General features: G+C 68.1%; 20 protein-coding genes. 7 read left to right on the top strand and 13 right to left on the bottom strand.

Features of this window, described 5'->3' with window-relative positions:
- Positions 1-14 precede the first annotated feature (14 nt).
- Both SLUN_RS02675 and SLUN_RS02680 read right to left on the bottom strand, forming a co-directional pair.
- Positions 15-1,223 (bottom strand): cytochrome P450, encoded by a 1,209-nt coding sequence (locus SLUN_RS02675; RefSeq protein ID WP_108146985.1) that lies wholly within the window; start codon positions 1,221-1,223, stop codon positions 15-17.
- Positions 1,213-1,962, bottom strand: coding sequence for a cyclodityrosine synthase (locus SLUN_RS02680; protein WP_108146986.1), 750 nt, complete (start codon positions 1,960-1,962; stop codon positions 1,213-1,215). The genes SLUN_RS02675 and SLUN_RS02680 overlap by 11 nt, the downstream gene beginning before the upstream one ends.
- A gap of 397 nt (positions 1,963-2,359) precedes the next feature.
- On the opposite strand from SLUN_RS02680, the gene SLUN_RS02685 reads away from it, so the two are divergent.
- The 4 genes from SLUN_RS02685 (at position 2,360) to SLUN_RS02700 (ending at position 6,546) form a co-directional block, all read left to right on the top strand.
- On the top strand, positions 2,360-2,878 hold the full coding sequence (locus SLUN_RS02685) for a toxin-antitoxin system, toxin component (protein WP_108154470.1): 519 nt from the start codon (positions 2,360-2,362) through the stop codon (positions 2,876-2,878).
- A gap of 3 nt (positions 2,879-2,881) precedes the next feature.
- Positions 2,882-4,087, top strand: coding sequence for an MAB_1171c family putative transporter (locus SLUN_RS02690; protein ID WP_108146987.1), 1,206 nt, complete (start codon positions 2,882-2,884; stop codon positions 4,085-4,087).
- Positions 4,084-5,535, top strand: a complete 1,452-nt coding sequence (locus tag SLUN_RS02695; protein WP_108146988.1) for an FAD-dependent oxidoreductase — start codon at positions 4,084-4,086, stop codon at positions 5,533-5,535. Before SLUN_RS02690 ends, SLUN_RS02695 begins: the two co-directional genes overlap by 4 nt.
- A 198-nt stretch (positions 5,536-5,733) precedes the next feature.
- Positions 5,734-6,546 (top strand): SAM-dependent methyltransferase, encoded by an 813-nt coding sequence (locus SLUN_RS02700; protein WP_108154471.1) that lies wholly within the window; start codon positions 5,734-5,736, stop codon positions 6,544-6,546.
- An 86-nt stretch (positions 6,547-6,632) separates the two neighbouring features.
- On the opposite strand, the gene SLUN_RS02705 is transcribed toward SLUN_RS02700, so the two are convergent.
- Both SLUN_RS02705 and SLUN_RS02710 read right to left on the bottom strand, forming a co-directional pair.
- The gene (locus tag SLUN_RS02705; RefSeq protein WP_108146989.1) at positions 6,633-7,535 is read right to left on the bottom strand and encodes a helix-turn-helix domain-containing protein; all 903 of its coding nucleotides are present in this window, start codon (positions 7,533-7,535) and stop codon (positions 6,633-6,635) included.
- A gap of 86 nt (positions 7,536-7,621) precedes the next feature.
- Positions 7,622-7,837 carry a DUF397 domain-containing protein gene (locus tag SLUN_RS02710; protein WP_108154472.1) on the bottom strand — a complete coding sequence of 72 codons (216 nt, stop codon included), beginning with the start codon at positions 7,835-7,837 and terminating at the stop codon, positions 7,622-7,624.
- 199 nt (positions 7,838-8,036) lie between these two features.
- Here SLUN_RS02710 and SLUN_RS02715 point away from each other — a divergent pair, with 199 nt between their 5' ends.
- Positions 8,037-8,573: an ATP-binding protein gene (locus SLUN_RS02715; protein ID WP_254710353.1), complete on the top strand. Its 537-nt coding sequence runs from the start codon at positions 8,037-8,039 to the stop codon at positions 8,571-8,573.
- 25 nt (positions 8,574-8,598) lie between these two features.
- On the opposite strand, the gene SLUN_RS02720 is transcribed toward SLUN_RS02715, so the two are convergent.
- From SLUN_RS02720 to SLUN_RS02735, 4 genes are read right to left on the bottom strand one after another with little or no spacing between them, the layout of a single operon-like run.
- The gene (locus SLUN_RS02720) at positions 8,599-9,795 is read right to left on the bottom strand and encodes an ABC transporter ATP-binding protein (RefSeq protein WP_108146990.1); all 1,197 of its coding nucleotides are present in this window, start codon (positions 9,793-9,795) and stop codon (positions 8,599-8,601) included.
- Positions 9,796-9,833: 38 nt separating this feature from the next.
- A complete protein-coding gene (locus tag SLUN_RS02725) occupies positions 9,834-10,667 on the bottom strand; it encodes a carbohydrate ABC transporter permease (protein ID WP_108146991.1) in 834 nt (277 codons plus the stop codon).
- Positions 10,667-11,605, bottom strand: coding sequence for a carbohydrate ABC transporter permease (locus SLUN_RS02730; RefSeq protein WP_108146992.1), 939 nt, complete (start codon positions 11,603-11,605; stop codon positions 10,667-10,669). The genes SLUN_RS02725 and SLUN_RS02730 overlap by 1 nt, the downstream gene beginning before the upstream one ends.
- On the bottom strand, positions 11,602-12,930 hold the full coding sequence (locus SLUN_RS02735; protein WP_257153639.1) for an ABC transporter substrate-binding protein: 1,329 nt from the start codon (positions 12,928-12,930) through the stop codon (positions 11,602-11,604). The genes SLUN_RS02730 and SLUN_RS02735 overlap by 4 nt, the downstream gene beginning before the upstream one ends.
- Before the next feature lie 247 nt (positions 12,931-13,177).
- Here SLUN_RS02735 and SLUN_RS02740 point away from each other — a divergent pair, with 247 nt between their 5' ends.
- Entirely contained in the window at positions 13,178-13,471 is a 294-nt protein-coding gene (locus tag SLUN_RS02740; RefSeq protein ID WP_108146993.1) for a DUF1876 domain-containing protein, read from the top strand.
- A 243-nt stretch (positions 13,472-13,714) separates the two neighbouring features.
- Positions 13,715-18,178, top strand: a complete 4,464-nt coding sequence (locus SLUN_RS02745; protein WP_306610663.1) for an aminotransferase class I/II-fold pyridoxal phosphate-dependent enzyme — start codon at positions 13,715-13,717, stop codon at positions 18,176-18,178.
- A gap of 82 nt (positions 18,179-18,260) precedes the next feature.
- On the opposite strand, the gene SLUN_RS02750 is transcribed toward SLUN_RS02745, so the two are convergent.
- The 5 genes from SLUN_RS02750 to SLUN_RS02770 form a co-directional block, all read right to left on the bottom strand.
- The gene (locus tag SLUN_RS02750; protein ID WP_108146994.1) at positions 18,261-19,361 is read right to left on the bottom strand and encodes a glycosyltransferase; all 1,101 of its coding nucleotides are present in this window, start codon (positions 19,359-19,361) and stop codon (positions 18,261-18,263) included.
- 90 nt (positions 19,362-19,451) lie between these two features.
- Complete coding sequence (locus SLUN_RS02755) at positions 19,452-20,297, bottom strand: PIG-L deacetylase family protein (protein WP_108146995.1); 846 nt, start codon at positions 20,295-20,297, stop codon at positions 19,452-19,454.
- Positions 20,279-20,542 (bottom strand): hypothetical protein, encoded by a 264-nt coding sequence (locus SLUN_RS02760; protein ID WP_108146996.1) that lies wholly within the window; start codon positions 20,540-20,542, stop codon positions 20,279-20,281. The genes SLUN_RS02755 and SLUN_RS02760 overlap by 19 nt, the downstream gene beginning before the upstream one ends.
- A gap of 5 nt (positions 20,543-20,547) precedes the next feature.
- Positions 20,548-21,357, bottom strand: coding sequence for a glycosyltransferase (locus SLUN_RS02765; protein ID WP_108146997.1), 810 nt, complete (start codon positions 21,355-21,357; stop codon positions 20,548-20,550).
- Between the two features lie 496 nt (positions 21,358-21,853).
- Positions 21,854-22,609, bottom strand: a complete 756-nt coding sequence (locus SLUN_RS02770) for a glycosyltransferase family 2 protein (RefSeq protein ID WP_257153640.1) — start codon at positions 22,607-22,609, stop codon at positions 21,854-21,856.
- Between the last annotated feature and the right edge of the window lie 90 nt (positions 22,610-22,699).

Below are 22,699 nucleotides of genomic sequence, written 5' to 3' on the forward strand. Positions count from 1 at the left end.
TTCGCATCAGGCGGCTACCACATGACGGGGAGCCTCTCGGGCATCCGCTTCATGAACCCGGTCCGCCATACCAGCTGTTCGACGGGGACCGCGAGTTGCAGGTCCGGCATCCGCTCGAGCAGCGTCTCCAGGGCGATCTCCGTGTGCTTCTTGCCCAGCATGGTGGCGGGGCAGTAGTGCTGACCGCCCCCGAAGGACAGATGCGCCGTGCTGTTCTCACGGCCGACGTCCATCCGGTGCGGATCGGCGAACACCTCGGGGTCGAAATTGGCGCCCTCGACGAGGACCAGGACCAGTTCGCCCTTCCTGACCTCTACGTCCCCGAGCGTGACGTCTTCGAGGGCAAGTCGCGGCAGGCCGTCACCGATCGACAGGTTGATCCTCAGCAGCTCATCGACCGCCGCGGGGATCTTGCCGGGGTCCTCGCGCAGTTCTGCCGCCACCTCAGGGTGCTGGAGGAGAGAGAAGACGGCCATCGTCAGGAACGCCGAGGTCGAGATCACCCCCGCGCCGAACATCGTCACGCCGACCGTGGCGAGCATCTCGTCCGTGAGATGGGCGTACTCCTCGTCCTGACGCAGCGCCGCGATTTCGGCCATCAGCCCGGTGGTGGACGGGTCGTCCAGTCGCTCCACCATGTACGCCATGTCGCGGTCCCAGTTCAGCTTCGCGCCGGTGACCGGGCAGGCGGAGTTCATGAACGCGATGTCCAGACTCGCGGCCAGGCGGGGAGCGTCCTCCAGCGGGATGCCGAGCATCCGGCAGTGCAGTGCCTCCGCATACGGGTTGGAGAAGTGCGCCCTCAGATCCGCCGGCGCCCCCTGGTCCATCAGGGCGTCGACCAGACCGGACGCGTACGACCGCATCCACTCCACCAGGCCGTCAGCCTTCGGATTGAGCGCCCTGAGCACCGCCTTGCGAAGCCCCGCCCCCGTGATGTTGCCCATGTTGTTGACGACCTCCGGCGGGATCGTCAGCGCGTACTGCCTCGGCACACCCGGCGCCGACGTGTCCTTCAGACTGAACCGCCTGTCCTCAAGGACCTGTTTGCACAGCGGATAGGAGGACACCAGCCACGCCTCGTCGCCGGCGATCGTACGGACCCGCTTGACGGGCTCGTTGCGCAACTCCTCTATCTCGTGCGGCAGTTCGTCGCCCCGCCAGGAGAACGGGAAGTCGAGGAGCGCCCCTGCGGGCCGGTCGGGCAGCGTCTCAGCGGGCATCGGAGTCTCCTTCTGCGGGGGTGACCATGGCATGGCCCTGGTTGCGGGAGGCGCGCAGTCCTGACCCGCGCGCGTAGAGCATCTCGGCCATCGGCAGGAGCTGGTGGTAGCAGTTGAGGGAGGAAGGAACTCCCAGGATGGCGGGGGTGTCCAGGAACAACGGGGCCTCCGCGCAGATGTACTTCAGGCACACCTCGCGCTGCCGGTCGGTGCCGGCCTTCCCGTCCAGGACCTTGGAGGAGAGGAAGGAGTCCACGAGCGTGTCGCAGGTCTGGCGGAACTCCGCATCCGTGTCCAGAAGGGTCCAGATGTGGTCATGGATCTTCCGGTAGGCCGGATTGCCCACGAAATCCGACATGGCATGGGCTCTGAGCCTCCCGCCCGTGGGACCGGCGGTCTCGACCGCGCTGGTCACCTTGGCCCGCACACCGCGCAGATTCTTGACAGCCTTGCGGCGGGCGTCATCGGGGGTGTAGCCGAGCGTCTCGTACATTTCGGCTACGTGGAGGTCGGTATAGACGAAGTCGACTTGGTTGAAGTGGTCGATGCCCCACTGGGCGAGATCGGTGATGCGCCGGGCTGAAAAGTAGCTGTTGCCCGGCGAAACACCGATCACGGCATGGTCACCCTCAGCACAGATCACCTGGCAATGGGGGGTGTAGGGCCGGATCTCGAAGACTTCGGCCGCTTTCGCAACCGGTGTGCAGGACTGAATCTCGATTTCGGTCGCTGTCGTCAACTGGAGAGCGTCCTTCGGCGTCGCAAGTCCCGAGGAGCCTCGTGCTCCTGGTGTGGCGACGACGCGAGAAGTTAGCGTCCGAACACGGAGAGTGTCAACGGGGAACCAGCCCGCGAGACGAGCTGTGAATCGATGCCCTCCGGCCCGCGGAGCAGCCGGCCGGAAGCGTCCCCCACCGCCTCCGCCCGTTCGAAGGCAGACGGAGGCCGAATATGTGTCGCGGGGTCAGGCGCGTTCCGATCTTGGCCGGTTGTGCGCGATTCGCCCCCCATCAGGCTCTGACACTCCGGAGCCGATCCGTACCGCAGTGCCTAGAGTGGGACATGGTCCGATGAGACCATCAGTACCGTCCTGACAGCCCGGCAGCCTGGGGAGTGAAGTGAGCACAAGGGGCACCATGCGCGAGCTCCGTTACGAACTGGCGGGTGCTCTCGAGCTGGCCGGTCCGTCCAGGCCCGACGAGGTGTTCCAAGCTCTCTGTGAGCACCTGAGCAAGCGTCGCGGCAGGCCGGTGGCGTACCACCTGGTGGACTTCCCGCCAGGGACGGCCAGCGGCCTGTACCTGGACATGACCGACCGGGACATCATCTGCATCCAGGCAAGGACGAGCCCCTGGCACCAGTTGGTCATCTTCGGCCATGAGGTGTGGCACATGATCGCCGGTCACTGCGGACAGCACGAGACTGGTTCAGCCGTGGCCGCCAGTCTCCTCGAGGATGGCGCTGACATGAACTCCGCCCTGCAGAACGCGGCCGCACGCACGGACTTCCGGCAGACGGAGGAATCCGACGCCGAGTTCTTCGGCATGGAGCTGGGAGCTCATCTCCGCACATGGGTGGAGGGGACGGAGAGCGCGGCACCCCGCAGTGGGCTGGCCAAGCGGATCCAGACCTCGCTCGGGCATCGCCAGGGCTGACCCGTGCGAAACTCTGACTACTACTTTCCCGCCGTCGCACTCGGCATCGCTTTCGTTGCCAAACTGCCCGCGCTGAGGCGCGGTTGGCGAAGTCCCCTGGTGCGTTCGGTCTGTTTCCTGGTCTTTGCCGCGGCTATCTGCTTCTTCTTCGCAGCTCCGCCCACCATCGAGGCGGTCAACGACCTCACGGGAATCCCGAACTTCTCAGGTCCGCTGGTCTACTGCGTCATGTGCGCTTTCAGCTGTGCCTGCCTTGTGCTCATCGTCAACTGGCGGGGCGGTCCCGACGAAACGGTCCGGCGCAGTTCGCGGAGGTGGATCGCCGGCTACACCGCGGCCATCATCGCCTTGCCCGTTTTCTTCGCACTGGGGGACGCACCGGTCGAGCGGCTCCGTGACCTGGACACCTACTACGCCACCACGCCGTTCATCCGGGAGATGATCGTCACCTATCTCGTGGCGCACATGGTCTCCGCCGTCGTCACAACGGCCCTGTGCGTGCGCTGGGCTCGTGCCGTCGGGGACTGGCTTCGCGTGGGCCTGGTCGTGCTCGTGATCGGATTCGTGCTCAACCTGCTCTTCGGCCTCGCCAAACTGACCGCGGTCGTCGCCCGGTGGACGGGCAGAGACTGGGACGCCCTCAGCACGACACTGGCACCGCCCATCGTCGCCGCCGGCGGCCTGATCGTGACCGTCGGCTTCCTGCTGCCGCTCCTGGGCCCGCAGATCAGCGATGTCTGTCACGCCTGGATCACCTATCTGCGTCTCGGCCCGTTGTGGCGGCAGCTGCGAGCCACCCCGGGAGACCACGCCCCGCTGCCGCAGATCCCCTGGTGGGCCGCTCCCGACATGCGTCTGACTGTGCGGGAGACCGTCATCCACGATGAACTGCTCAAACTCCAGCCGCACCTCGACGACTGTGTCCGGCAACGCGCGCACGACGCAGCGATCGACAGCCACGCGTCGCCCCAGGACGCGGAAGTCGTGGGGGCGGCAGCCATGGTGGTTGCCGCCGTGGAAGCGAGCACCAGGACGCCGGAGCCGGACCCGCAGGCCGAAAGCCGCGTCCCGGCCGGAGCAGTCGCGCTGACAGCGGCACTCGGCCCAGGACGCGGGCGGCTCGTGCAGCTTTCACGCGCCCTCCATTCCCCCTTCGTCGCCGCTGCACGCAAGGAAGCGGCCACCTACTCAGAGAGCAGTACTCGATGACGCGCCCCACCCAGACCGCCCCCTCCTCCAAGCCTCGCCGTGCCGTGGTCATCGGCGGCGGTATGGCCGGCATGCTCGCGGCGGCGGTCCTGGCCGACTTCACCGACGAGGTCACGGTCATTGAGCGCGATGCACTGCCCGAGGGGCCCGAGCCACGCAAGTCGCTTCCCCAGGCGCGGCATGTGCATGTGCTGTGGTCCGGCGGCGCCCGCGCATTCGAGGAGCTGATACCCGGCATCACCGACCGCTGGCTGGCGGCAGGAGCCCGGCGCATCCCGCTGCCGACGGGCCTGGTGTCGATGACGGCTCAGGGCTGGCTTCCGCGTTGGCCGGAGATGCAGTACATGATCGCCTGTACGCGCGATCTGCTGGACTGGGTCGTACGCGAGCACGTCCTCGAACTCCCGGGCGTCTCCTTGCTCCAGGGTTACGAAATGCACGCGTTGGAGGGCGATGAGAGCCGGGTGACGGGCGTGCGCGTGCGTACTCCCGACGGGGGCGAACTCACCGTCGGCGCCGACCTCGTCCTCGACGCGAGCGGCCGCGGTTCCCGAGCCACGCAATGGCTGCGGGAACTGGGCGTGGGCGACATCGAGGAGGCGGAAGTCGACTCCGGCCTGGTGTATGCCAGCCGCGTCTACCAGGCGCCCGAGGGCAGCGAGACGTTTCCCATCGTCAACGTTCAGTCCAACCCCGGCGACCCGGTGCCGGGTCGGACAGCGACGATCGTGCCCGTCGAGTCAGGACGCTGGCTGGTGACGCTCTCGGGTACGCGAGGAGGTGAGCCCTCCCGTGATCCGGACCAGTTCGAGGCCTTCGCCCGCTCCCTCAGGCACCCGGTCGTCGGCGAGCTGATCGCGATGACCACTCCCCTCTCGGACGAGGTCACCCTGTCCCGCAGCACCGTCAACCGCCGCCACTACTTCGAGAAGGCCTCCGCATGGCCGGACGGCTTCATCGTGGTCGGCGACTCTGTGGCCACGTACAACCCGCTCTACGGTCAGGGGATGACCGTGGCAGCGCAAGGCCTCGTTGCACTGCGGAACGCCCTGCGCCGGAACGCGCTCGGTGTACGGGGGCTCTCGCGTCGTATCCAGCGGGCCATCGCCCGTCCCGCCGGCCTCGCATGGGAACTGGCGACCTCCCAGGACATCCTCTACCCGGACGCCGTGGGCAGGCAGCCGAGACCGGGCACCGCCCTCGCGAACGCCTATGTCAACCGCCTTGTCCGTACGGCAACCGGCCGCGCCCGGGCCACCCGGGCCTTCCTCGGCGTCATCACCATGTCCGAGCCCGTCACCTCGTGGCTGCAGCCGGACATCATCGTGGCAGCCCTGCGCGGTCCGGGCCGGAAGCCCCTGACGAAACCGCCCCTGACCGAGGAGGAGCTGAAGGTGGCTGCCGGCGGAGGCAGGGCGACTCAGGTCCAGCCCACGTCCACGCACTGACGGTCCGACGGCGACTCAACTCCGTTGCCGTTTCGGCGCGGAGCGGCCGGTCGACGCGGGTGAGCGGGACGCCGAGCGTGGCTGAAAATGCATCGTGCGCCCCCGTTCCTCCCATGCGTGGCCTATGCCGCCGTCCTGGCCATCCCTAGCATGGTCGTCTCACAGGACCTGATTTCGACATACGCGGGTGAGGACTGGATGCAAGGGGAGTCGTTGCGCCCGAGCGCCATCGACACGACCGTGCCGAGCGTGGCGCGGATGTACGACTACTTTCTGGGGGGCGACGACAACTACCAGTCGGATCGCGAGGCCTGCGAGGAACTGCTGAAGCAGGTTCCCAGCACCAAGACGCTGGCTGTCAACAACCGCCGGTTCCTTCAGCGCGTGGTGCGGATGCTGGCGGCCGAGTACGGAGTGCGCCAGTTCATCGACCACGGGTCAGGTCTTCCCACCCGGGACAATGTCCACCAGGTCGCCCAGGCCGTTGATCCCGCCTCACGGGTGGTCTACGTCGACAACGACCCCATCGTGCTGGCGCACGGTCGGGCGATGCTGGAGGAGAACGACCGTACCGCGGTCATCCAGGCCGATATGCGGGACACCGACGAGATCTTTGGTCACGCGGAGACAACACGACTGATTGATTTCAGTCAACCGGTCGCGGCACTGTTCGTGTCGGTGATGCACTGCATCCCGGACGAGTCCGATCCGGCCGGCCTCGTACGGAGCGTCGCGGAGCGTCTGGCACCGGGTAGCTTCCTGGTCGTGTGCCAGCTCGTCAGCGACCGTCCGGAGATCCGGAAGTTCGTCACCGACTTCATGGCTGAGGCGACCGGCGGCAACTGGGGACGGGTGCGCGAGGAACAGGAAGTCGTGCAGTACTTCAATGGCCTGGAGATTCTCGAGCCGGGCCTGGTCGAGGTTTCCACCTGGCGGCCCGACACTGATCTGGCTCCCGAGCAGGAAACCGACGAGTGGCTCGAGTGGGGCGGCGTCGGCCGGCTCCGGTAGCCGACCAGCTGTCCTGACTTGGACGGCCCAGGAGGAGTGCCCCAACTGGGCGCGCCGTCTGGGCCGTTACTGATTCGGACGCTGTCTCAGAGTTTGTCGATCCGCTCGCGCAGCGCCTCGAGCGACTGAGCGGGCGTGAGGGCGCATGCGCCGAGGCGGTCGAGCATGTCCCGGTACTGCTCGACGACCTGGGGGCGTTGGTTGAAGGTCGAGTCCGTGAGGTGCTCGATGTACACGGCGTCCTTCAAGTCGCTCAAGGCGAAACGCAGATAGGTCACCCCGGTGCCGACTCCGATCGCGGCTGTCACGTCCAGCGGGGCGATCTGCACCGTGACTCGGGAGCGCCGCATCATTTCCACGAGATGCTCGAGCTGTGCGCGCATCACCTCCGGGCCACCGACGGCGCGCATCAGGACGGATTCGTCGAGCACCGCCCACAGGTGCGGGGCATCCGGCTGGTCGAGCTGCCGCTGTCGCTCCTGGCGCAGTCGGACCCGCCGCTCGGCCTCGTGCGTCAGGAGGTGGCCGGGCCCGGCCTTGATCACCGCACGGGTATAGGCGGAGGTCTGCAGCAGGCCCGGCACATAGAACGGCTCGTAGGTGCGGATGCGCTCAGCGGCTCCTTCGAGAGCGACGAGCGGGGTGAAGAAGTCGGACAGGACGTCACTGTAGGAGCGCCACCAGTCCGCCTGCCGCGACTGCTGGGCGAGTCGCAGGAACTCCGCAATGCGCTCCTCGCCGGTCACTTCGTACAGAGCGAGAAGAGCCAGAGCATCTGCCGCCTTGCAGCCGTTCCTGCCCAGCTCGATTCGGCTTGTTTTCGACCGCGAGAAACCCAGCCGGACGTCGACGTCCGCGGGGTCGAGCCCAGCGACGGAGCGGAGCTCGCGCAGTTTGCCGCCCAGGATCAGTTTCAGTGCGGTGGGATTCTTCTCCACCGCACCCAGCGGCCGTACGAACAACGAGGGGTTCGGATCGGCTGCGGCCATCGCTCGCTCCTGCGGACTCTGGGAAGACGCCAGTATCCAGCACTCACCACCAGGCGATGCCGAACGCGTCCTTCCTGCGACCCTTTTCAGCCAATCATGAAGTCGAAGTCACCGCTCCGGGCGCCCGCGACGAACGCCGCAACCTCCTCGCGCGTATAGATGAGAGCCGGACCGTGCGGGTCACGGGAATTGCGAATCGCGACCCGATCGCCCGGCAGCGCCGCCACCTCCACGCAGTTCCCCGTCGCGTTGCTGTGACTGCTCTTGGTCCACGTCACCGGGCTCAATGCGCCGGCCTTCATACCGTTGAAGAAATGATCCACTGCAACAGCCCCTCGACGTACGTACGTTCACTGACGTCCGACTCCAACGACTGCAATCCCAGATGCAATTGTACTCTCGGCCGAGGGTGACCATACTCGTCCCACGGCTGCTGCCGCATCACTGACGACCGAAGCCCCCAGGGGGACACGACCAGTGACCACCCACTTGTCAGCCTCATTGAGCACAAGCACCAGGCAGGGATCCCGGCTCCATGTCGGCGAACCCGGCGCCGAACCGCTCTTCCGATTAACTCGTTCGAGTGAGCGGGAGCGAGAGCGGGGCCTGGACCAGGGCATCAACACGTCCGGATTCGCCGCCTGCGGTCTGGACGGTCAGCTGCAGAACGCTCCGCAGGCACGACGCTTCGTCGAGGTCACCCTCAACGGATGGGCGCTGCAACTCCTCGTCCCCGACGCCACCCTGGTCGTCAGCGAGCTCGTCACCAACGCCGTCCGGCACGCGCTGGAACCGGCCCCCGACGCGTCCGAATACCCTCTCTGGCTCGGGATCTTCCTGCGCCCCGGTGATCTGGTCTGCGCTGTCTCCGACCCGAGCTCCACCCCGCCCTGTCAGCGCAACCCCGACGACTCAGATTCCGGCGGACGAGGTCTCAACCTCGTCAGCGCCCTGAGCGACAGCCTGCACTGGTCCCTCACGCCGCCGCAGGGAAAGACCGTCTGGGCGACTCTGCGCCTTCCCGCGAAGGCAGCCTGAGAGCAGCGGCACCGGGAACCGCGGCTCACCCGCCGTTGTTCTCCTGGTGGGTGAGGTTCGCACCGTTGCGCGGGTCGAAGACGTGGATCCTCGAGGTGTCCACCCACAGTTCGGCCCGGCTGCCTTCGCGGACCTGCGTCCCGGTACTGAGACGCGTGACGACCTGGTGGCCACTGCCCCCAGTCTCAGCGATGCCGGAATCGGCGGCCAGCTCCTCCAGTTCCGAGGTGGAGGTCGGCTGCCAGTCCTCCTCGGCGAAGTAGGCGTAAACGTCCGAACCCAGGGACTCCACCACGTCCACGGTGGCGGTGAAGGTGGTCCCCGTCCCCGCCCGGGCCGGATCGACCAGTGCGGCGTCCTCGAAGGCTTCGGGCCGCAGACCCACGATGACGTCCCGGGGCGCGTTCTGGCGTTCCAGAGTCCGACGTACGTCGGCGGCCAGGGGAATATCGCCGACGATGGTGCGCAGGGCGTTCTCCTCCAAGGTGGCATGGAGGAAGTTCATGGCGGGCGAGCCGATGAACCCGGCGACGAACAGGTTGCGTGGCGCGTCGTAGAGATGCTGCGGAGTGCCGACCTGCTGGACGACACCGCTGCGCATGACGACCACGCGGTCCCCCAGCGTCATCGCCTCGGTCTGGTCGTGGGTCACGTAAACCGTGGTGGTGCCCAGGCTCTGCTGCAAGCGGGAGATCTGCGTCCGCATCTGCACCCGGAGCTTGGCGTCGAGGTTGGACAGCGGCTCGTCCATCAGGAAGGCCTTGGGATTGCGGACGATGGCGCGGCCCATGGCGACGCGCTGACGCTGTCCACCCGAGAGATTCGCCGGCTTACGGTCCAGATGATCCGTCAGGGCGAGGATGCGGGCGGCCTCCTCCACCTTGCTCTTGACGGTGGCCTTGTCAACCTTGGCCAGGCGAAGGGCGAAGCCCATGTTCTCGCGCACGGTCATGTGCGGATAGAGCGCGTAACTCTGGAAGACCATCGCGATGTCGCGGTCCTTGGGCGCCTTCTCATTGACGACCTGGTCGCCGATGCGAAGGGTGCCGTCGGTGATGTCCTCAAGCCCGGCGATCATGTTGAGCGTCGTGGACTTGCCGCAGCCGGAGGGCCCGACCAGGATGACGAACTCCCCGTCGCCCACGGTGAGGTTGACGTCCCGTACGGCCAGGGCGCCGTCGGGATACCTCTTGGTGATGCCCTCGAGAACAATCTCGGCCACGGTCGGTGCTCCTTGTCCTGACGGTCGGCTGCTGCCGGTCAGCCCTTGACGGCCCCGGACGTCAGTCCGGCGACGATGCGCCGCTGGAACAGCAGCACGAAGACGATGATCGGAATGGTGATGACCACCGCGGCGGCGGCGATCGAACCTGTGGGCTGCTGGAACTGGCTGCTCCCGGTGAAGAAGGCGATCGCCGCCGGGACGGTGCGGGCCGCTGTCGTCGAGGTGAGGGAGATCGCGAACAGGAAGTCGTTCCAGCAGAAGATGAAGACGAGAATCGCGGTGGTGAACACACCCGGCGCTGCCAGCGGCGCGATCACCAGCCGGAAGGCCTGGGCGGGCGTGGCCCCGTCGACCTTGGCCGCCTTCTCCAGATCCCACGGGATCTCCCTGAAGAACGCCGAGAGGGTGTAGATCGCGAGCGGGAGGGAGAAGGTCATGTACGGGATGATCAGCCCCGGCCAGGTGTCGAAGATCCCCAGGATGCGCTCGATGTTGAACAGCGGGGACACCAGGGAGATCGGCGGGAACATCGCGATCAACAGGGACATGCCGATCAACAGCTTCTTGCCGGGGAAGCGCAGCCTCGCCACGGCATAGGCGGCCATGGTGCCCAGCACAACGGCGATCACTGTGGCGATCAGAGCGATACCGATCGAGTTGATCAGGGCACGTGTGAACTCCGAGGTGTCGAAGATGCCGCGGTAGTTGTCCAGCGTCCACTTCTCCGGGATGAAGTTCCCGTCGGTGAGGGTGCTCGGCTCTTTGAACGACAGGGCCGCGATCCACCAGACCGGGAACAGGGCATAAGCGATCACCACGGTGTTGGCGATGGCCCAGCCGGTGATGTGCCTCTTGCCTGCGCTGGCCATCAGCGTCCCGTCTCCTCTGCGCCGGGAGCGGCAGCCCCGAAGAGTTTGATGAAGGCGAAGGCGATCACGCCCACGCAGATGAAGATGAGCACGGAGATTGCCGATCCGATGCCGAGGTTGAGCGCGGTGAACAGGTTGTCGTAACCGAGGATCGACACCGAGCCCGTGCCATGAGCGCCGGAGGTCAGGATGTAGATGTTGTCGAAGATCCGGAAGGCGTCCAACGTGCGGAACAGCAGGGCCACCAGGATGGCCGGCTTCATCAGCGGCACCGTGACCAGAGCGAAGCGCTGCCAGGCGGACGCACCGTCGACCATGGCGGCGCGCAACGTCTCCTCGGGCACCAGGGCGAGTCCGGCCAGCAGGAGGAGCGCCATGAACGGGGTGGTCTTCCACACCTCGGCGAGGATGATCAGCCCGATGGCGGGCCACTGCTCGGTCAGCGGGGCATCACCGGACGGCAGCAGTGCGGCGAGATAGCCGGTGTCCGGAGTCCAGGCGTACTGCCAGGAGTAGGCGGCGACCACAGTGACGATGCCGTAGGGGATCAGGATGGCGGTACGCACGACCCCCCGGCCGAAGATGGCGCGGTGCATGACCAGCGCCAGCGTGAACCCGAGGACGAGCTCGACGGCCACGGAGACGGCGGTGATGAACAGCGTGACCCAGAACGCCTCCCACCAGAAATCGGAGGAGAGTACAGCCCCGTAGTTGCTGAAGCCCACGAACTTCGCCTGGCCCGGGAAACGCAGGTCGTAGCGCTGCAGGGACAGATAGATCGCGTAGCCGATGGGATAGGCCGTGACGGCCAGCATGACGACCACCGCGGGCGCACACAGCAGCCAGCCCAGCCGTCGCTCCTGCCGTGCGCCCTCGGACAGTGCCTCGGTCCCGCCGGGGGCCGGGGCCGTTGATGTGGCGGGGGTAGGGGTGTTCACGGGATCAGCCCCTTGGACTCGAGGGCGTCCTCGATCTGGCTGCCGATGTTCTCGATGTCGCTCCGGGGCTGGATCGCCGAGGGCGGGGAGAGCGTGTGCGAGATCGCGATGGACACGTTCTGGTAGGCGGGGGTCTGGGGGCGGACGCTCGCGTTCTCCAGTGCCGAGAGGACATCCGCGGCGAACGGGTAGCTCTTGACCAGTGCCTGGTCGGAATAGAGCGCGCGCAGGGTGGGCGGCAGTCCGCCTTCGAGCGCGGCGGCCATCTGGTTCTGGCGGTTGCGCAGGCACAGGGCGGCCTCGAATGCGAGGTCCGGGTGGCGCGAGTAGGCGCCGATGGCCAGGTCGATGCCGCCGATGGTGGGCTTCGAGGGCCTGCCGGGGTCAACTCCGGGGTACGGCGCCCACTTGAAGCTCTTGAACAGATCGGGCTTGTTCGCCTTCATCGACGGATAGACGAACGGGTAGTTCAGCTCGAAGGCAGCGTTTCCCGACTCCATGGCCAGCCGGTTCTGGTCCTCCATCTGGTTGGACAGGGAGGGGTCAGCGGCGGGTGAGGTGGCCAGGTTGCGCATGATCGTGGCCGCCCGGACCGCGGGTGGGCCCAGCGAGGGTGCCGTGGCCGTGGCGTTGAGGATGGAGCCGCCCGCGCTCGCGACGAGCGTGTTGAACCAGACCGTAAGCCCCTCGTACTGGGCGCCCTGGATCTCGACGTAGTGCGGCTTGCCCTGCTCGGCGAGGTCGCGTGCCATGGTCAGCATCTCGGCCCAGGTCGTGGGGGGCTTCGGCACGAGGTCGCTTCGGTACCACAGCAACTGGGTGTTGGTGTTGTACGGGACGGCGTACAACCGGCCCTTCCACGTCGCCGTTTGCAGCGGCACCTCGAGGGTGCCCACCGTGGCGTTGCGGCGATTGCTGCCCGTCCACGGCAGGATCCACTTGGCCTCGGCGAACTCCGGGGCCCAGGTGACATCGAGACCCAGGATGTCCATGGTGTTGTCCTCCGCGGCGAGGCGGCGGACGAGCTGCTGACGCTGGCCGTCCGCACCGCGCGGGAGCTTGTTGTACTCGATGCGGTACCGCCCGCCCGAGGCGCGGCTGCAGTTGTCCGCCGCGCCGGCCAGGGCCCCTGAGTCGTCGGGGAAGTTGTACCAGTTCAGGCGGACGGGGCCGGATTCACCTGAGTCGCAGGAGGCGAGCAGTCCGGCCAGTAGCGGCAGCACGGTGAGGAGCCGCAGCCGCCGCGCGGCGCCACGACCGGCGGATCGCGGCGATGCCTTGCCGCGCGCCCGTGCCGGGCGGGCCTGTCCGTTCGTGCGCCCCACCGTTCACCTCCCGGACCGGCGGTCACCGGGCGCCTGGTCACCCCGCGTAACGCCTTCGTTCCGGCGAACGTAACCGCCTGGCCGCGGCTCCCGGCGCGACGCGTCGTGTCGGATCCGGGAGATCCCCCGGATGGCCACCCTCCAGGTTGGGTGTGCGGCCGGCACGCGACCGGGCCCGGGTGGGTGGATGCTGGGAGAAGGAGCGTGCTGCGGCGGCGCAGTACGGCCGCGGGCGAGGAGGTGCGCGATGACTCGCACACTGGAGTGGAAGGTCCGTCTCTTCCTGTCCGAGGAGGAGGGCACGACGAGGGCCCAGGCGGTGCTGGACACCGGCACCGCGACGCTCACCGGCCAAGGGGTGGCCCGCTGCAACCCGGAGGACGTGGACGTCCCGGCAATCGGCGACGAACTCGCGGCGAGCCGGGCCATGAGAGACATCGCCGGGCAGCTGATGAGGGTGGCCGACCATGACCTGGAGGCTGTGGGCGCCGGATCGGGGATCGGGCACATGGCGCCACCGTACGGGTGGTCGGACACGTGACCCGGCCACGAGAGGCCGGTCCGCTCCCCGCTTGACCCCATGGACACCCAGGGGGAAAGTGTAAACACAGTGCAAAAAACGCACTATCCGGATATGCCGATCGCTTGAGCCTCCGGGGACCACTCCGGGGATATCCGGGGACCACCCCGGAGTTACGGGAAGCGCGTATGAACGGGCCAGCAACTCACGGCTGCGAGCGACCACTGGCAGGTCACCGTGGACAGCATCCCGCAGCGTGAAACGTTGTCCCGGTTCGCGAGCCTGCACCTGCCGCTGAAACCGTCGGGGCCCTCCGGGGGGCCGGGGTACCTGACCTCCGTGCACCGGCTGATGGCCGTGTACGTCCTCTGCGTGATTCCCCCCGCCGTCATCTACCTCACCGTGCCGTCCTGGCACACCGTCTCCTGGGCCGTGATCGGGCTCGGCGGAGTCGCCGCGGTTCTCCTCGGGGTCCGCATACACCGCCCGGCCCGGCGCTGGCCCTGGCTGCTGCTCGCCGCCGCGATCCTCACCTTCACCGCCGGGGACACCACCTACAACATCCTCGAATCGGCCTTCAGCCAGGAAAACCCGTTCCCCTCCCTGGCAGACGTCTTCCACCTGGCCACCTATCCCCTCTTCGCGGCCGGGATCCTCGGCTTCATCCGCTACCGCTCCGAAGCCCGCGACCTGGCGAGCCTCCTCGACGCCCTGCTCCTCACCTGCGGCCTCGCCCTGCTCTCCTGGGTGCACCTGATCAACCCGCTGACGCAGTCCGAAGGTCTGACCTGGGTGGAGAAGGCGATCTCCATGGCCTATCCGCTGGGTGACGTCCTGATCCTGGCCATGCTCGTCCGGCTGCTCACACTCGGCACGATCGGCATCCTGGTGTCCGACGTGCTCTACGGACTCCTCCACCTCAACGGCACCTGGCAGGTCGGCACGTACATGGACCTGGGCTGGGTGGTCTTCTTCACCGCCTGGGGCCTCGCCGCACTGCACCCGTCGATGGTGCGGCTCACGGAGCGAACACGCCAGCAGCCTCCCGGCATTGCCCAACGCAGACTCATCGTCCTCGTCGGCGCCTCGCTCGTCGCGCCGGCCATGCTGCTGTCGCAGTCCCTCAACGGCAACGCCCAGGACATCGGGATCACCGCGGTGTTCTCCGCGGTCATGTTCCTGCTGGTGCTGGCCCGGCTGTGGGGTCTGGTGGACGAACACCGCAATGCCGTGACACGCGAGAGAAGCCTGCGGGTGGCCGCCGCGTCGCTCGTGGCCGCGGTCAACCACGAGGAAGTCGCCAGCTCCGTACGGGCGGCTACAGCCACCCTCTTCGACCCGCCCGCACACCACGAGGCCGTGCTCCTGGTCGTCGACGCGAGGCAGTCCCTGCACCCCGTAAGCACCCCCGGACAGGACTGGCACTGGCAGCTCGGCGCAGGCACACCGGAGAGCGGCGTGCCGGAACTGCTCTCCAGCGGTACCCGGCTGGTCAGCGTCGACGACCTCGGCTCAGGGGTCGCCGACGCCCTGTACCCGCTGCCCAGCGCCCTGGTGTGTCCCCTCGTCCTCGAGGCGCCGCACTCGTTGAAACCTCTCATCGGCGCACTGCTGCTGGCGGGCCCCGAGAAGGAACTGGCGGGCCTGAAGGGCTCCATCGAGTCGCTCGCCTCCCAGACCGCGCTCGCGCTGGAGCGCGTCGGACTCAGCGAGGAGATCAACCGCCAAAGAAGCGAGGCCTACTTCCGCACGCTCGTGCACAACACGTCGGACGTGATCCTCATCCTGGACGACGACAATACGGTCCGCTACGCGAGCCCTTCCGCGGACGGCATGTTCGGCGGAACGCTGCTGAGCGGCACACCGGTCACCGGCCTCGTCGGAGCACAGGACCGCGATCGAGCACTGCGCACCATCTCACGGGCACGGGCCGAGGACACCCCCGACATCCACGACAACTGGCGGGTGGCCGGCCGGGGGGCAGGCAGTCTCGAAGTGGAGGTCCGGTGCAGAAATCTCCGCCACGAACAGACGGTGCAGGGGCTCGTCCTGACCCTCCGTGATGTGACCGCGCAACGCCAACTGGAGCGCGAGCTCACCCATCGGGCCTTCCACGATTCGCTGACCGGACTGCCCAACCGCGTGCTTCTGCTGGAGCGCATCGAACGCGCCCTGCTGCGCGGGCGTCGTGACTCCACCCTCACCTGTGTGCTCTTCGTCGACCTCGACGACTTCAAGATCGTCAACGACATGATGGGGCATTCGGTCGGTGACGAACTCCTCGTCGCCGTCGCACGACGGCTCACCGGTGCGCTGCGGCTGAGCGACACAGCGGCCCGCCTGGGTGGTGACGAGTTCGCAGTCCTGATGGAGGGCGCAAAGGAGCCGGAAGACGCGGAGACACTCGCGGCACAGGTCGTCCAGGCTCTCGGCCGGCCCTACCGGCTCGACAGTGGTTCGACAAGCATCTCCGCCTGTGTCGGGGTCGCCACCGCACGGGACAGCGACGAGGCCGAGGAACTGCTCGGCCACGCCGACCTGGCTCTGTACGCCGCGAAGATCGCGGGCAAACGACAGTGGCGGCCCTTCCGGCCCGACCTGCACGCCGGAATGGTCGCGCGCCACGAGCTGCAGGCCAGCCTCGAGAGCGCCATCAACGAGGAGGCCTTCGCCCTCCGCTACCAGCCGATCGTGGAGATCGTCGACGGTGGAGTCGGTGGTGCCGTCGCCGGATTCGAGGCGCTGATCCGCTGGCCGCACCGCCGGCGCGGCTTCGTGCCGCCCGACCAGTTCATCTCCCTCGCCGAGGAGACCGGGCACATCGGGCCGCTCGGCGCCTGGGTGCTCCAGCACGCCGCGACCGAGATCGCCGGCTGGCAGCGCGCCCGGCCCCGGACGAATCCGCTGTACCTCAATGTCAATGTGTCGGCCCGTCAGTTCGTCGACCCCGGCTTCGTGGACGAGGTGCGCAAAGTCCTCGACACCTCCGGTCTCGCCCCCGGCTCACTCGTGCTGGAGCTCACCGAATCGGTTCTGATCCGCCGCGACGAGCAGATCCGTACCGCCATGAGGACGCTGAAGGACCTCGGAGTGTCCATCGCCATCGACGACTTCGGCACCGGGTTCTCCTCGCTCAGCTACCTGCGGGAGTTCCCCATCGACGTGCTCAAGGTCGACAAGTCGTTCATCGACGACATCGTCACCGACGGTCAGCAGGTGGCCCTTGTCGAGGGGATCGTACGCATCGCAGACGTCCTCGGACTGCAGGTCATCGCCGAAGGCATCGAGAACGAGGGGCAGCGCGATCTGCTCGCCGCCATGGGCTGCCGGTTCGGGCAGGGCTTCCTCTTCGCGCGGCCGATGACGGCCGCCGAGGCGCAGCGGTTCCTCGTCGCCTGTCACGAATGGCAGTCCTCGCCCGTGGCGAAGCGGCACGACAGCAGTCGGCCCCCGTTCTCAAGAGGCCTCCGCCAGGCGCAGCGCCGGAGCGACCTGGAGCGACTGCAGAAGACGAGCCGGATGTGCGACGCCGTCATCGACGAAGTGGACGGCCGGCGCATCCGCAGCGGCGACCAGTGGCTCATCGATTTCGCCTCGTGCAACTACCTGGGCCTCGACCTCGACCCGGAGATCATGGACGCCATCGGACCACAGGTCCGCCGCTGGGGCACCCACCCCAGCTGGTCCCGGCTCATCGGCAATCCCCGCCTCTACCCGGAGATCGAGGAGCGGCTCACCGATCTGCTCGGTGCTCCGGACTCTCTTCTGCTGCCCACCATCACCTTGATCCACTCCTCCGTGATCCCGTTGCTCGCCGGCGGCGGGCAGATCTTCGTCGAGGCGCGCTCCCACCGCACGGTGTACGACGGATGCGTCGTGGCCCGCGGACAGGGCGCGAGCGTCTCGCGCTTCCACGCCGAACAGCCCGAGGAACTCGCCCACCTGCTCGACTCCGCCCCGCCGGGCGCCTCCCGGCTGGTGTGCCTGGACGGTGTGAACAGCATGACCGGAAACCTCCCCGACCTGCGGGAGCTGGCCCACATCTGCCGGGCGAGGGACGCACTGCTCTACGTGGACGACGCGCACGGGTTCGGGGTCATCGGTGAACGCAGCACCGCCGAGTCCTCCCCGTACGGGATGCGCGGCAATGGCATCGTTCGCCACCTCGACGAGTCCTACGAGGGAATCGTGCTGGTCGCCGGATTCTCCCAGGCGTACTCGTCGCTGCTGGCCTTCCTCACCGCGCCGCCCGACATCAAGGCACACCTCAAGATCGCGGCGGCCCCGTATCTGTACTCCGGGCCCTCCCCCACGGCATCGCTCGCGACCGCACTCGCGGGTCTGGCCGTCAACGACCGCCGCGGCGACGCCATCCGCGCAGACCTGCACCGCAAGACAGCCCAGGTTCTGGAGCATGTACGCGGCCTGGGCATCGCCACGCCGAACACCGATGGGCTGCCCATCATCGAGATTCCGCTCGCCGAGAGCTCGGACCTCGACGCGGTCGGCGAATTCCTGTGGAACGAGGGCATCTACGTCACGCTCGCCGCCTACCCCCTGGTGCCGCGCGACCAGGTCGGGTTCCGTATCCAGGTCACCGCCCGCAACACCGACGAGGAGATCGAACAGCTCAACGCGACCATCACCGGCCTCGCCGAGCGATTCTCCCTGAAACAGAACGCGCAGGGGCCGGGGGCACCGCCCGCACTGGGCGGGCGGCCGTCGTAGCCGAGTGATCTGTACCGGTCGATCCAGCGGTTGACGGTGTCGGAGAGAGCCGCGCCGAGCAACGAGAGACGCCGGCCGTTTCTCATGCCAACAGCTCCCGGTACAGGTTGGTGTAGTGCGCCCTGAACGGCTCGGGACCGAAGCGCTCCTCCACTGTGGCCCTGCCCCGTTTGGCGAGGATCTCCCACCACTGCGGCCGGTCGAGAAGCTGCCGGAGCAGGTGCCCGGTGCGCCGGAAGTCCCCGATGGGAGCTCGCAGCACGGTGTCCCCGAGTGCGGCGAACTGGGCCTGGTCGCTCACAATGACCGGGCGCCCGGTGGCCAGCGATTGAAGAACCGTGAGCGGGACGTCTGCCCTGACGTCGAGCAGTTGTGGGACGAAGAGCAGCACATCGGATTCGGCCAGCAGTGCGCTCATGTCCTCGACGTAACCTCGCACGTCCACGTCGCACAGCCCCTCCCGCTCCGCGTGCGCGCGCAGCCCGTCCTCGAGTGCGCGCAGGTTCTGGCGGGGCCTGCCGCGCATGGCCAGCACCAGGCGGAAGCGCGCCCCCGCACGCGCGGCAACCGCTGCGGCAGCGATGGCCTCGGACGCGCCACCCCCTGGGTCGTGGTGGGCGGTGACCAGCACCATCGGTATCTCTCCGACCGGGCGCGGCCGCATCGGCCACTGGTCGAGCCTGACCAGAGGCGGGATGACCAGGACTTGGCCGAACCCCGCGGCGCTCAGCTCCTTGGCGGTCGACGCCGAGAGCGCCACCGTGCGGCCCAGCGGGCGGGCCCGCCGCAACAGGCTCGGATCCCTGACACCGGGGACGGTGTGCAGGACCGGCCGCCGGCCCACCAGCCTTGGCCAGAGCCGGGAGAAGGCCGGATATCCGTCGGCGATCGTCATCACGGCGTGCACGAGGTCGACCCGGTGGGCCAGCACCGCACTGGCAGTGGCCACTTGGAGCCGCTGCTGGACGTGGGGGATACCGTCCAAGGAGACGACGGGAACGGGACGGCCCCTGGCGACCGGGGGTGGCCCACCCCGGCTGGGCCACCGTCTGAACCAGGTGAACTCCACGTCCGGAATCGCGTACGCGACCGCCGCGGCCAGCTGAATGTCCGCTCCTTGCTGCCCGTCCACGGGGCCGCTGGTGAGGAGAAGTACGCGCGGCGGGTGCCCACTAGTCGCCATGGCCGGGTCCGGTCTGCGCAGAGGGGGCCGCGGCGCTCGGCAGCGGCCGGCGGATGCTGCGTGCGGCCGCCGCCACCCGGGTTGCTGTCGTCACGGCCATGGCGGGCCTCCCCGCGGTGGCCTGACATCGGCACGGGCCACGAGCGCCGGCCGGCCGGGCAGGAGATAGACCTCGGGCACGAGGGGAATGCGGCCGTCCGGGAAGAGCAGCGGGGCCTGCGTGCGGTACCCGTGGATCAGGGCAGCCTTGTCGGCGATGTCGCTGTGCCATGTCTCCGTGACCAGCGCATTGCGCCGCGAGAATCCGGCGTCGAGGGAATGGCGCTGATTGTACGGGAAGTCGCTGTAGTAACCGAAGCCGCGGTTGCTGAGCTCCGCGGCCGTGCGGACCAGCAGATGGTCGACGTGTCCGCCCACGGCGAGCGGCGCGAGCAACAGCCGCGGCCCTGGCGGCACAAGGTCGTCCAGGGCGGCCGCGATGTGCGCCAGTGCGGCGCTGTCGTAACGGGAGATCCGGCCCGAGGCGATGTGGAGGCGGTACGTCGGGTAGACGTACGCCGCCTCGGGCAGCACGCTGTGCGCCCGCCGGGAACCGTCCGGCATGCGCCCGGGCTTCCGGCGGAACAGCCCCTCCGGCAGTCCGAGATGGCGCCAGACGATGCCCATCCCTTCGAGGACCTCCCGGTCCTCGGCCCGCCTGGAGGCGTACAGCTCCTCCGCGTCCTTCACCCCGGCCAGCCGCAGTGAGCGGCGGGCCGAGAGGGTGTACGGCCGGGGGCCCGCCTCGGTGAACACGGTCGCGACGGTCATGGACACCCGGGAGCGTGCGTGTGTCAGCAGGGCGCCGCAGGACAGCACGGCGTCGTCGAGATGCGGCGACAGCACGAGCAGAGGGACTCCGTCCCTGATCGCGGCGGTCAGTTGATCGGCGGACATGACGCGGATGCCTCCTCCCTCGGATGGCGTCCCCGGTAGGCGGACGAGTCGACCGTGAGATCGCTGGGGCGGCGGCGAGAACGGCGACGACGGCGGATGCGCCGCACCTCTTCGACGACGACCGCGGCCGGCCGCCCGGCGATCTCGTAGCAGTACGCTTCGGCACCGCCGGCCTGCGGATGCGAGGGGTCGCGCCAGTTGGGGAACAGGACATCTGCTCCGGCGAGTTGGTCGAGTGCGGTCATGGCAGTCACCGCGAGAGGGCGATACGGAGGAGGTCGGCCATGGATCGCAGACCGTCCGTGCGGGCCGAGAAGGTCGACCCCGGCACGTCGGACCAGGCGACCGGTACCTCGATGATGGCCCGCCCCTCCCGCGAGAGACGGGCGAGGAGCTCGACGTCGAAGGCGAAACCGTCGATGCGGCAGCTGCTGACGATCGCACGGACGAGCGGGCCGTCGAAGAACTTGAATCCGCATTGCGTATCGGCGATGTCCGGCAAGGTCAGTTGCGCCGGCCGCCGGAACATCCACCCGCCGCCCCTGCGCAGGGCCGACTGCTCGATCTCGTAATGCGCACCGGGAGCACGCCGGGAGGCGATGACGGCGCCGTACGCCTCGCTCAGCAGCGCCATGACCATGTCGAGCGTGCCGATGGGGGTTGCGTTGTCGGCGTCGGCGAAGCCGACGAAGCGGGCGGCGGAGGTCGCGATCCCGCGACGTACCGCGGCCCCCCTTCCGTGGCTGCTGCAGCCGATCACGTAAGTCGAGACCGGGGCGTCGCCGAAGGCCCCCAGCGCTTCGAGTGTGCAGTCCGCGCTGTCGTTGTCGACCACGACGACGGCCGACGTCCACGGCCGACCCGAGAGGTAGTCGATGGTGCATGCGATCGTTCCCGGGAGGCGGCGCTCCTCGTTGAATGCCGGAACAATCAACTCGAGGTCCACCGGCGGGCGGATGAGCGAGGCAGGGATCTCCTCGCCGGGACCGCCGGCGATCCTTGGAAGGTGTGGCGCGTGAGGAGTGCCCCAGCGGGGGCGGGCAGGCAGCACGGACACCATCAGGAGTCGCCTCCTTGGATCATGCACCCGCGCGACCGTGGCAGGGCACACCACGGACGGGCCGCTGTGACGTCCGGAGTCAGACTCCGGTGCGGCCCGTCGGGGCTATGGGAATGGGCGGAACTGCCGTCCGAATCGTTTGTACGCCGGCTGCCGGTGCCGGGCGAGGAAGCCGCCCGGGCCCGCCTGCGCCGGGGGGCGGCACAGGGCCTGCGCACCACGGCACGGGGCACGGCGCTGGAGATTGCGAGACGGTCGGACGCGCGGCGGGAGGGATGGGCACCTCGCCGGTCGGGCGCTCCGAGGGAGCAGTGCCGCGAACCTGCCGCAGGCCAGTCGCTCACCCGCCGCAGCGGGTGAGAAACGGTGGGCGCCGGAGACCGGCTTACCTGGAGGGAGGACACGAGGGCCTCTTCCGGACGACTGGTACCTGCATGGCCATGAATGCCTAAGTTTACAGCATTAGCACATGATTTATACATGGTCAATCTGGGATCTAACTGTTCGTCGCTTTCGATTCCGGTGTGGACCGGGCAGTGTGCCGGGCAGAAACGCGACGGAACCGAGGTGCCGGGACGAGTCGCACCAGCGCGGTACGCGGGCGCTCGTCGAGCAGGGTCCTCAGGATCCGCGCACCGTCGTGAACCGTGCGCAGATTCGACGCACCGTCCCGGCGCGGCAACTCCAGACTGGGAACCTCGGCGATTCGGAGCCCGTAGTGCAGGGCATGGGCCACGATCTCGGCACCCAGCTCCACCCCGTCGCCCCGGAGATCCAGCAGCCTCAGGAACTCCCGCCGGAACGCGCAGAAGCCGTACCAGACATCGGTCAGCTGCTGCCCGTACAACCGCCGGGCCACGCGCAGCAGGACGCGCTGCCCCACCCGGCGCAGCAAGGGGTAGCCGACGCTGCCGCCGCCGGCGATGAAGCGCGAGCCCTTGACGAAGTCGTATCCGTTCTCGAGGTAGTGCAGGTAGCGGGGGATCTCCCCCGGCGACATGCTGCCGTTGGAGTCGATCAGTACGACATGTTCGCCGCACGCGGCCAGCAGGCCCGCGTGGAACACGTTCCCCGCACCCTCGGTCCGCTGCTCGACCGTGCGCAGACAGGGCCCGCCACGAGAAACCGGGCCGTCCGGAGAGTGCCCCCGCACGTCGCCGACGAGGATCACTTCCTCCACACAGTCCGGCACTTGCCCCAGAAGCCACGTGATGTCGCACGTACCGTCCAGGACGGGGATCACCAGACTCACAGCGGGTCGGCGCGGAGCCGTCGCAGGTGCAGGTTCCGGTCGGGGGTCCGTGGCCCGGCGCAGCGGGTGAGCGATCAATGTCGTCGCCTC

The organism is Streptomyces lunaelactis (genome assembly GCF_003054555.1).
In the GTDB taxonomy this organism is placed as follows: domain Bacteria; phylum Actinomycetota; class Actinomycetes; order Streptomycetales; family Streptomycetaceae; genus Streptomyces; species Streptomyces lunaelactis.

Excerpts from the sequence above, each read along its gene's own strand:
- SLUN_RS02675 (WP_108146985.1), bottom strand. The coding sequence starts at position 1,223 with ATGCCCGCTGAGACGCTGCCCGACCGGCCCGCAGGGGCGCTCCTCGAC.
- SLUN_RS02685 (WP_108154470.1), top strand. The coding sequence starts at position 2,360 with ATGCGCGAGCTCCGTTACGAACTGGCGGGTGCTCTCGAGCTGGCCGGT.
- SLUN_RS02695 (WP_108146988.1), top strand. The coding sequence starts at position 4,084 with ATGACGCGCCCCACCCAGACCGCCCCCTCCTCCAAGCCTCGCCGTGCC.
- SLUN_RS02700 (WP_108154471.1), top strand. The coding sequence starts at position 5,734 with ATGCAAGGGGAGTCGTTGCGCCCGAGCGCCATCGACACGACCGTGCCG.
- SLUN_RS02705 (WP_108146989.1), bottom strand. The coding sequence starts at position 7,535 with ATGGCCGCAGCCGATCCGAACCCCTCGTTGTTCGTACGGCCGCTGGGT.
- SLUN_RS02710 (WP_108154472.1), bottom strand. The coding sequence starts at position 7,837 with ATGAAGGCCGGCGCATTGAGCCCGGTGACGTGGACCAAGAGCAGTCAC.
- SLUN_RS02725 (WP_108146991.1), bottom strand. The coding sequence starts at position 10,667 with ATGGCCAGCGCAGGCAAGAGGCACATCACCGGCTGGGCCATCGCCAAC.
- SLUN_RS02740 (WP_108146993.1), top strand. The coding sequence starts at position 13,178 with ATGACTCGCACACTGGAGTGGAAGGTCCGTCTCTTCCTGTCCGAGGAG.
- SLUN_RS02750 (WP_108146994.1), bottom strand. The coding sequence starts at position 19,361 with ATGGCGACTAGTGGGCACCCGCCGCGCGTACTTCTCCTCACCAGCGGC.
- SLUN_RS02755 (WP_108146995.1), bottom strand. The coding sequence starts at position 20,297 with ATGTCCGCCGATCAACTGACCGCCGCGATCAGGGACGGAGTCCCTCTG.
- SLUN_RS02760 (WP_108146996.1), bottom strand. The coding sequence starts at position 20,542 with ATGACCGCACTCGACCAACTCGCCGGAGCAGATGTCCTGTTCCCCAAC.
- SLUN_RS02765 (WP_108146997.1), bottom strand. The coding sequence starts at position 21,357 with ATGGTGTCCGTGCTGCCTGCCCGCCCCCGCTGGGGCACTCCTCACGCG.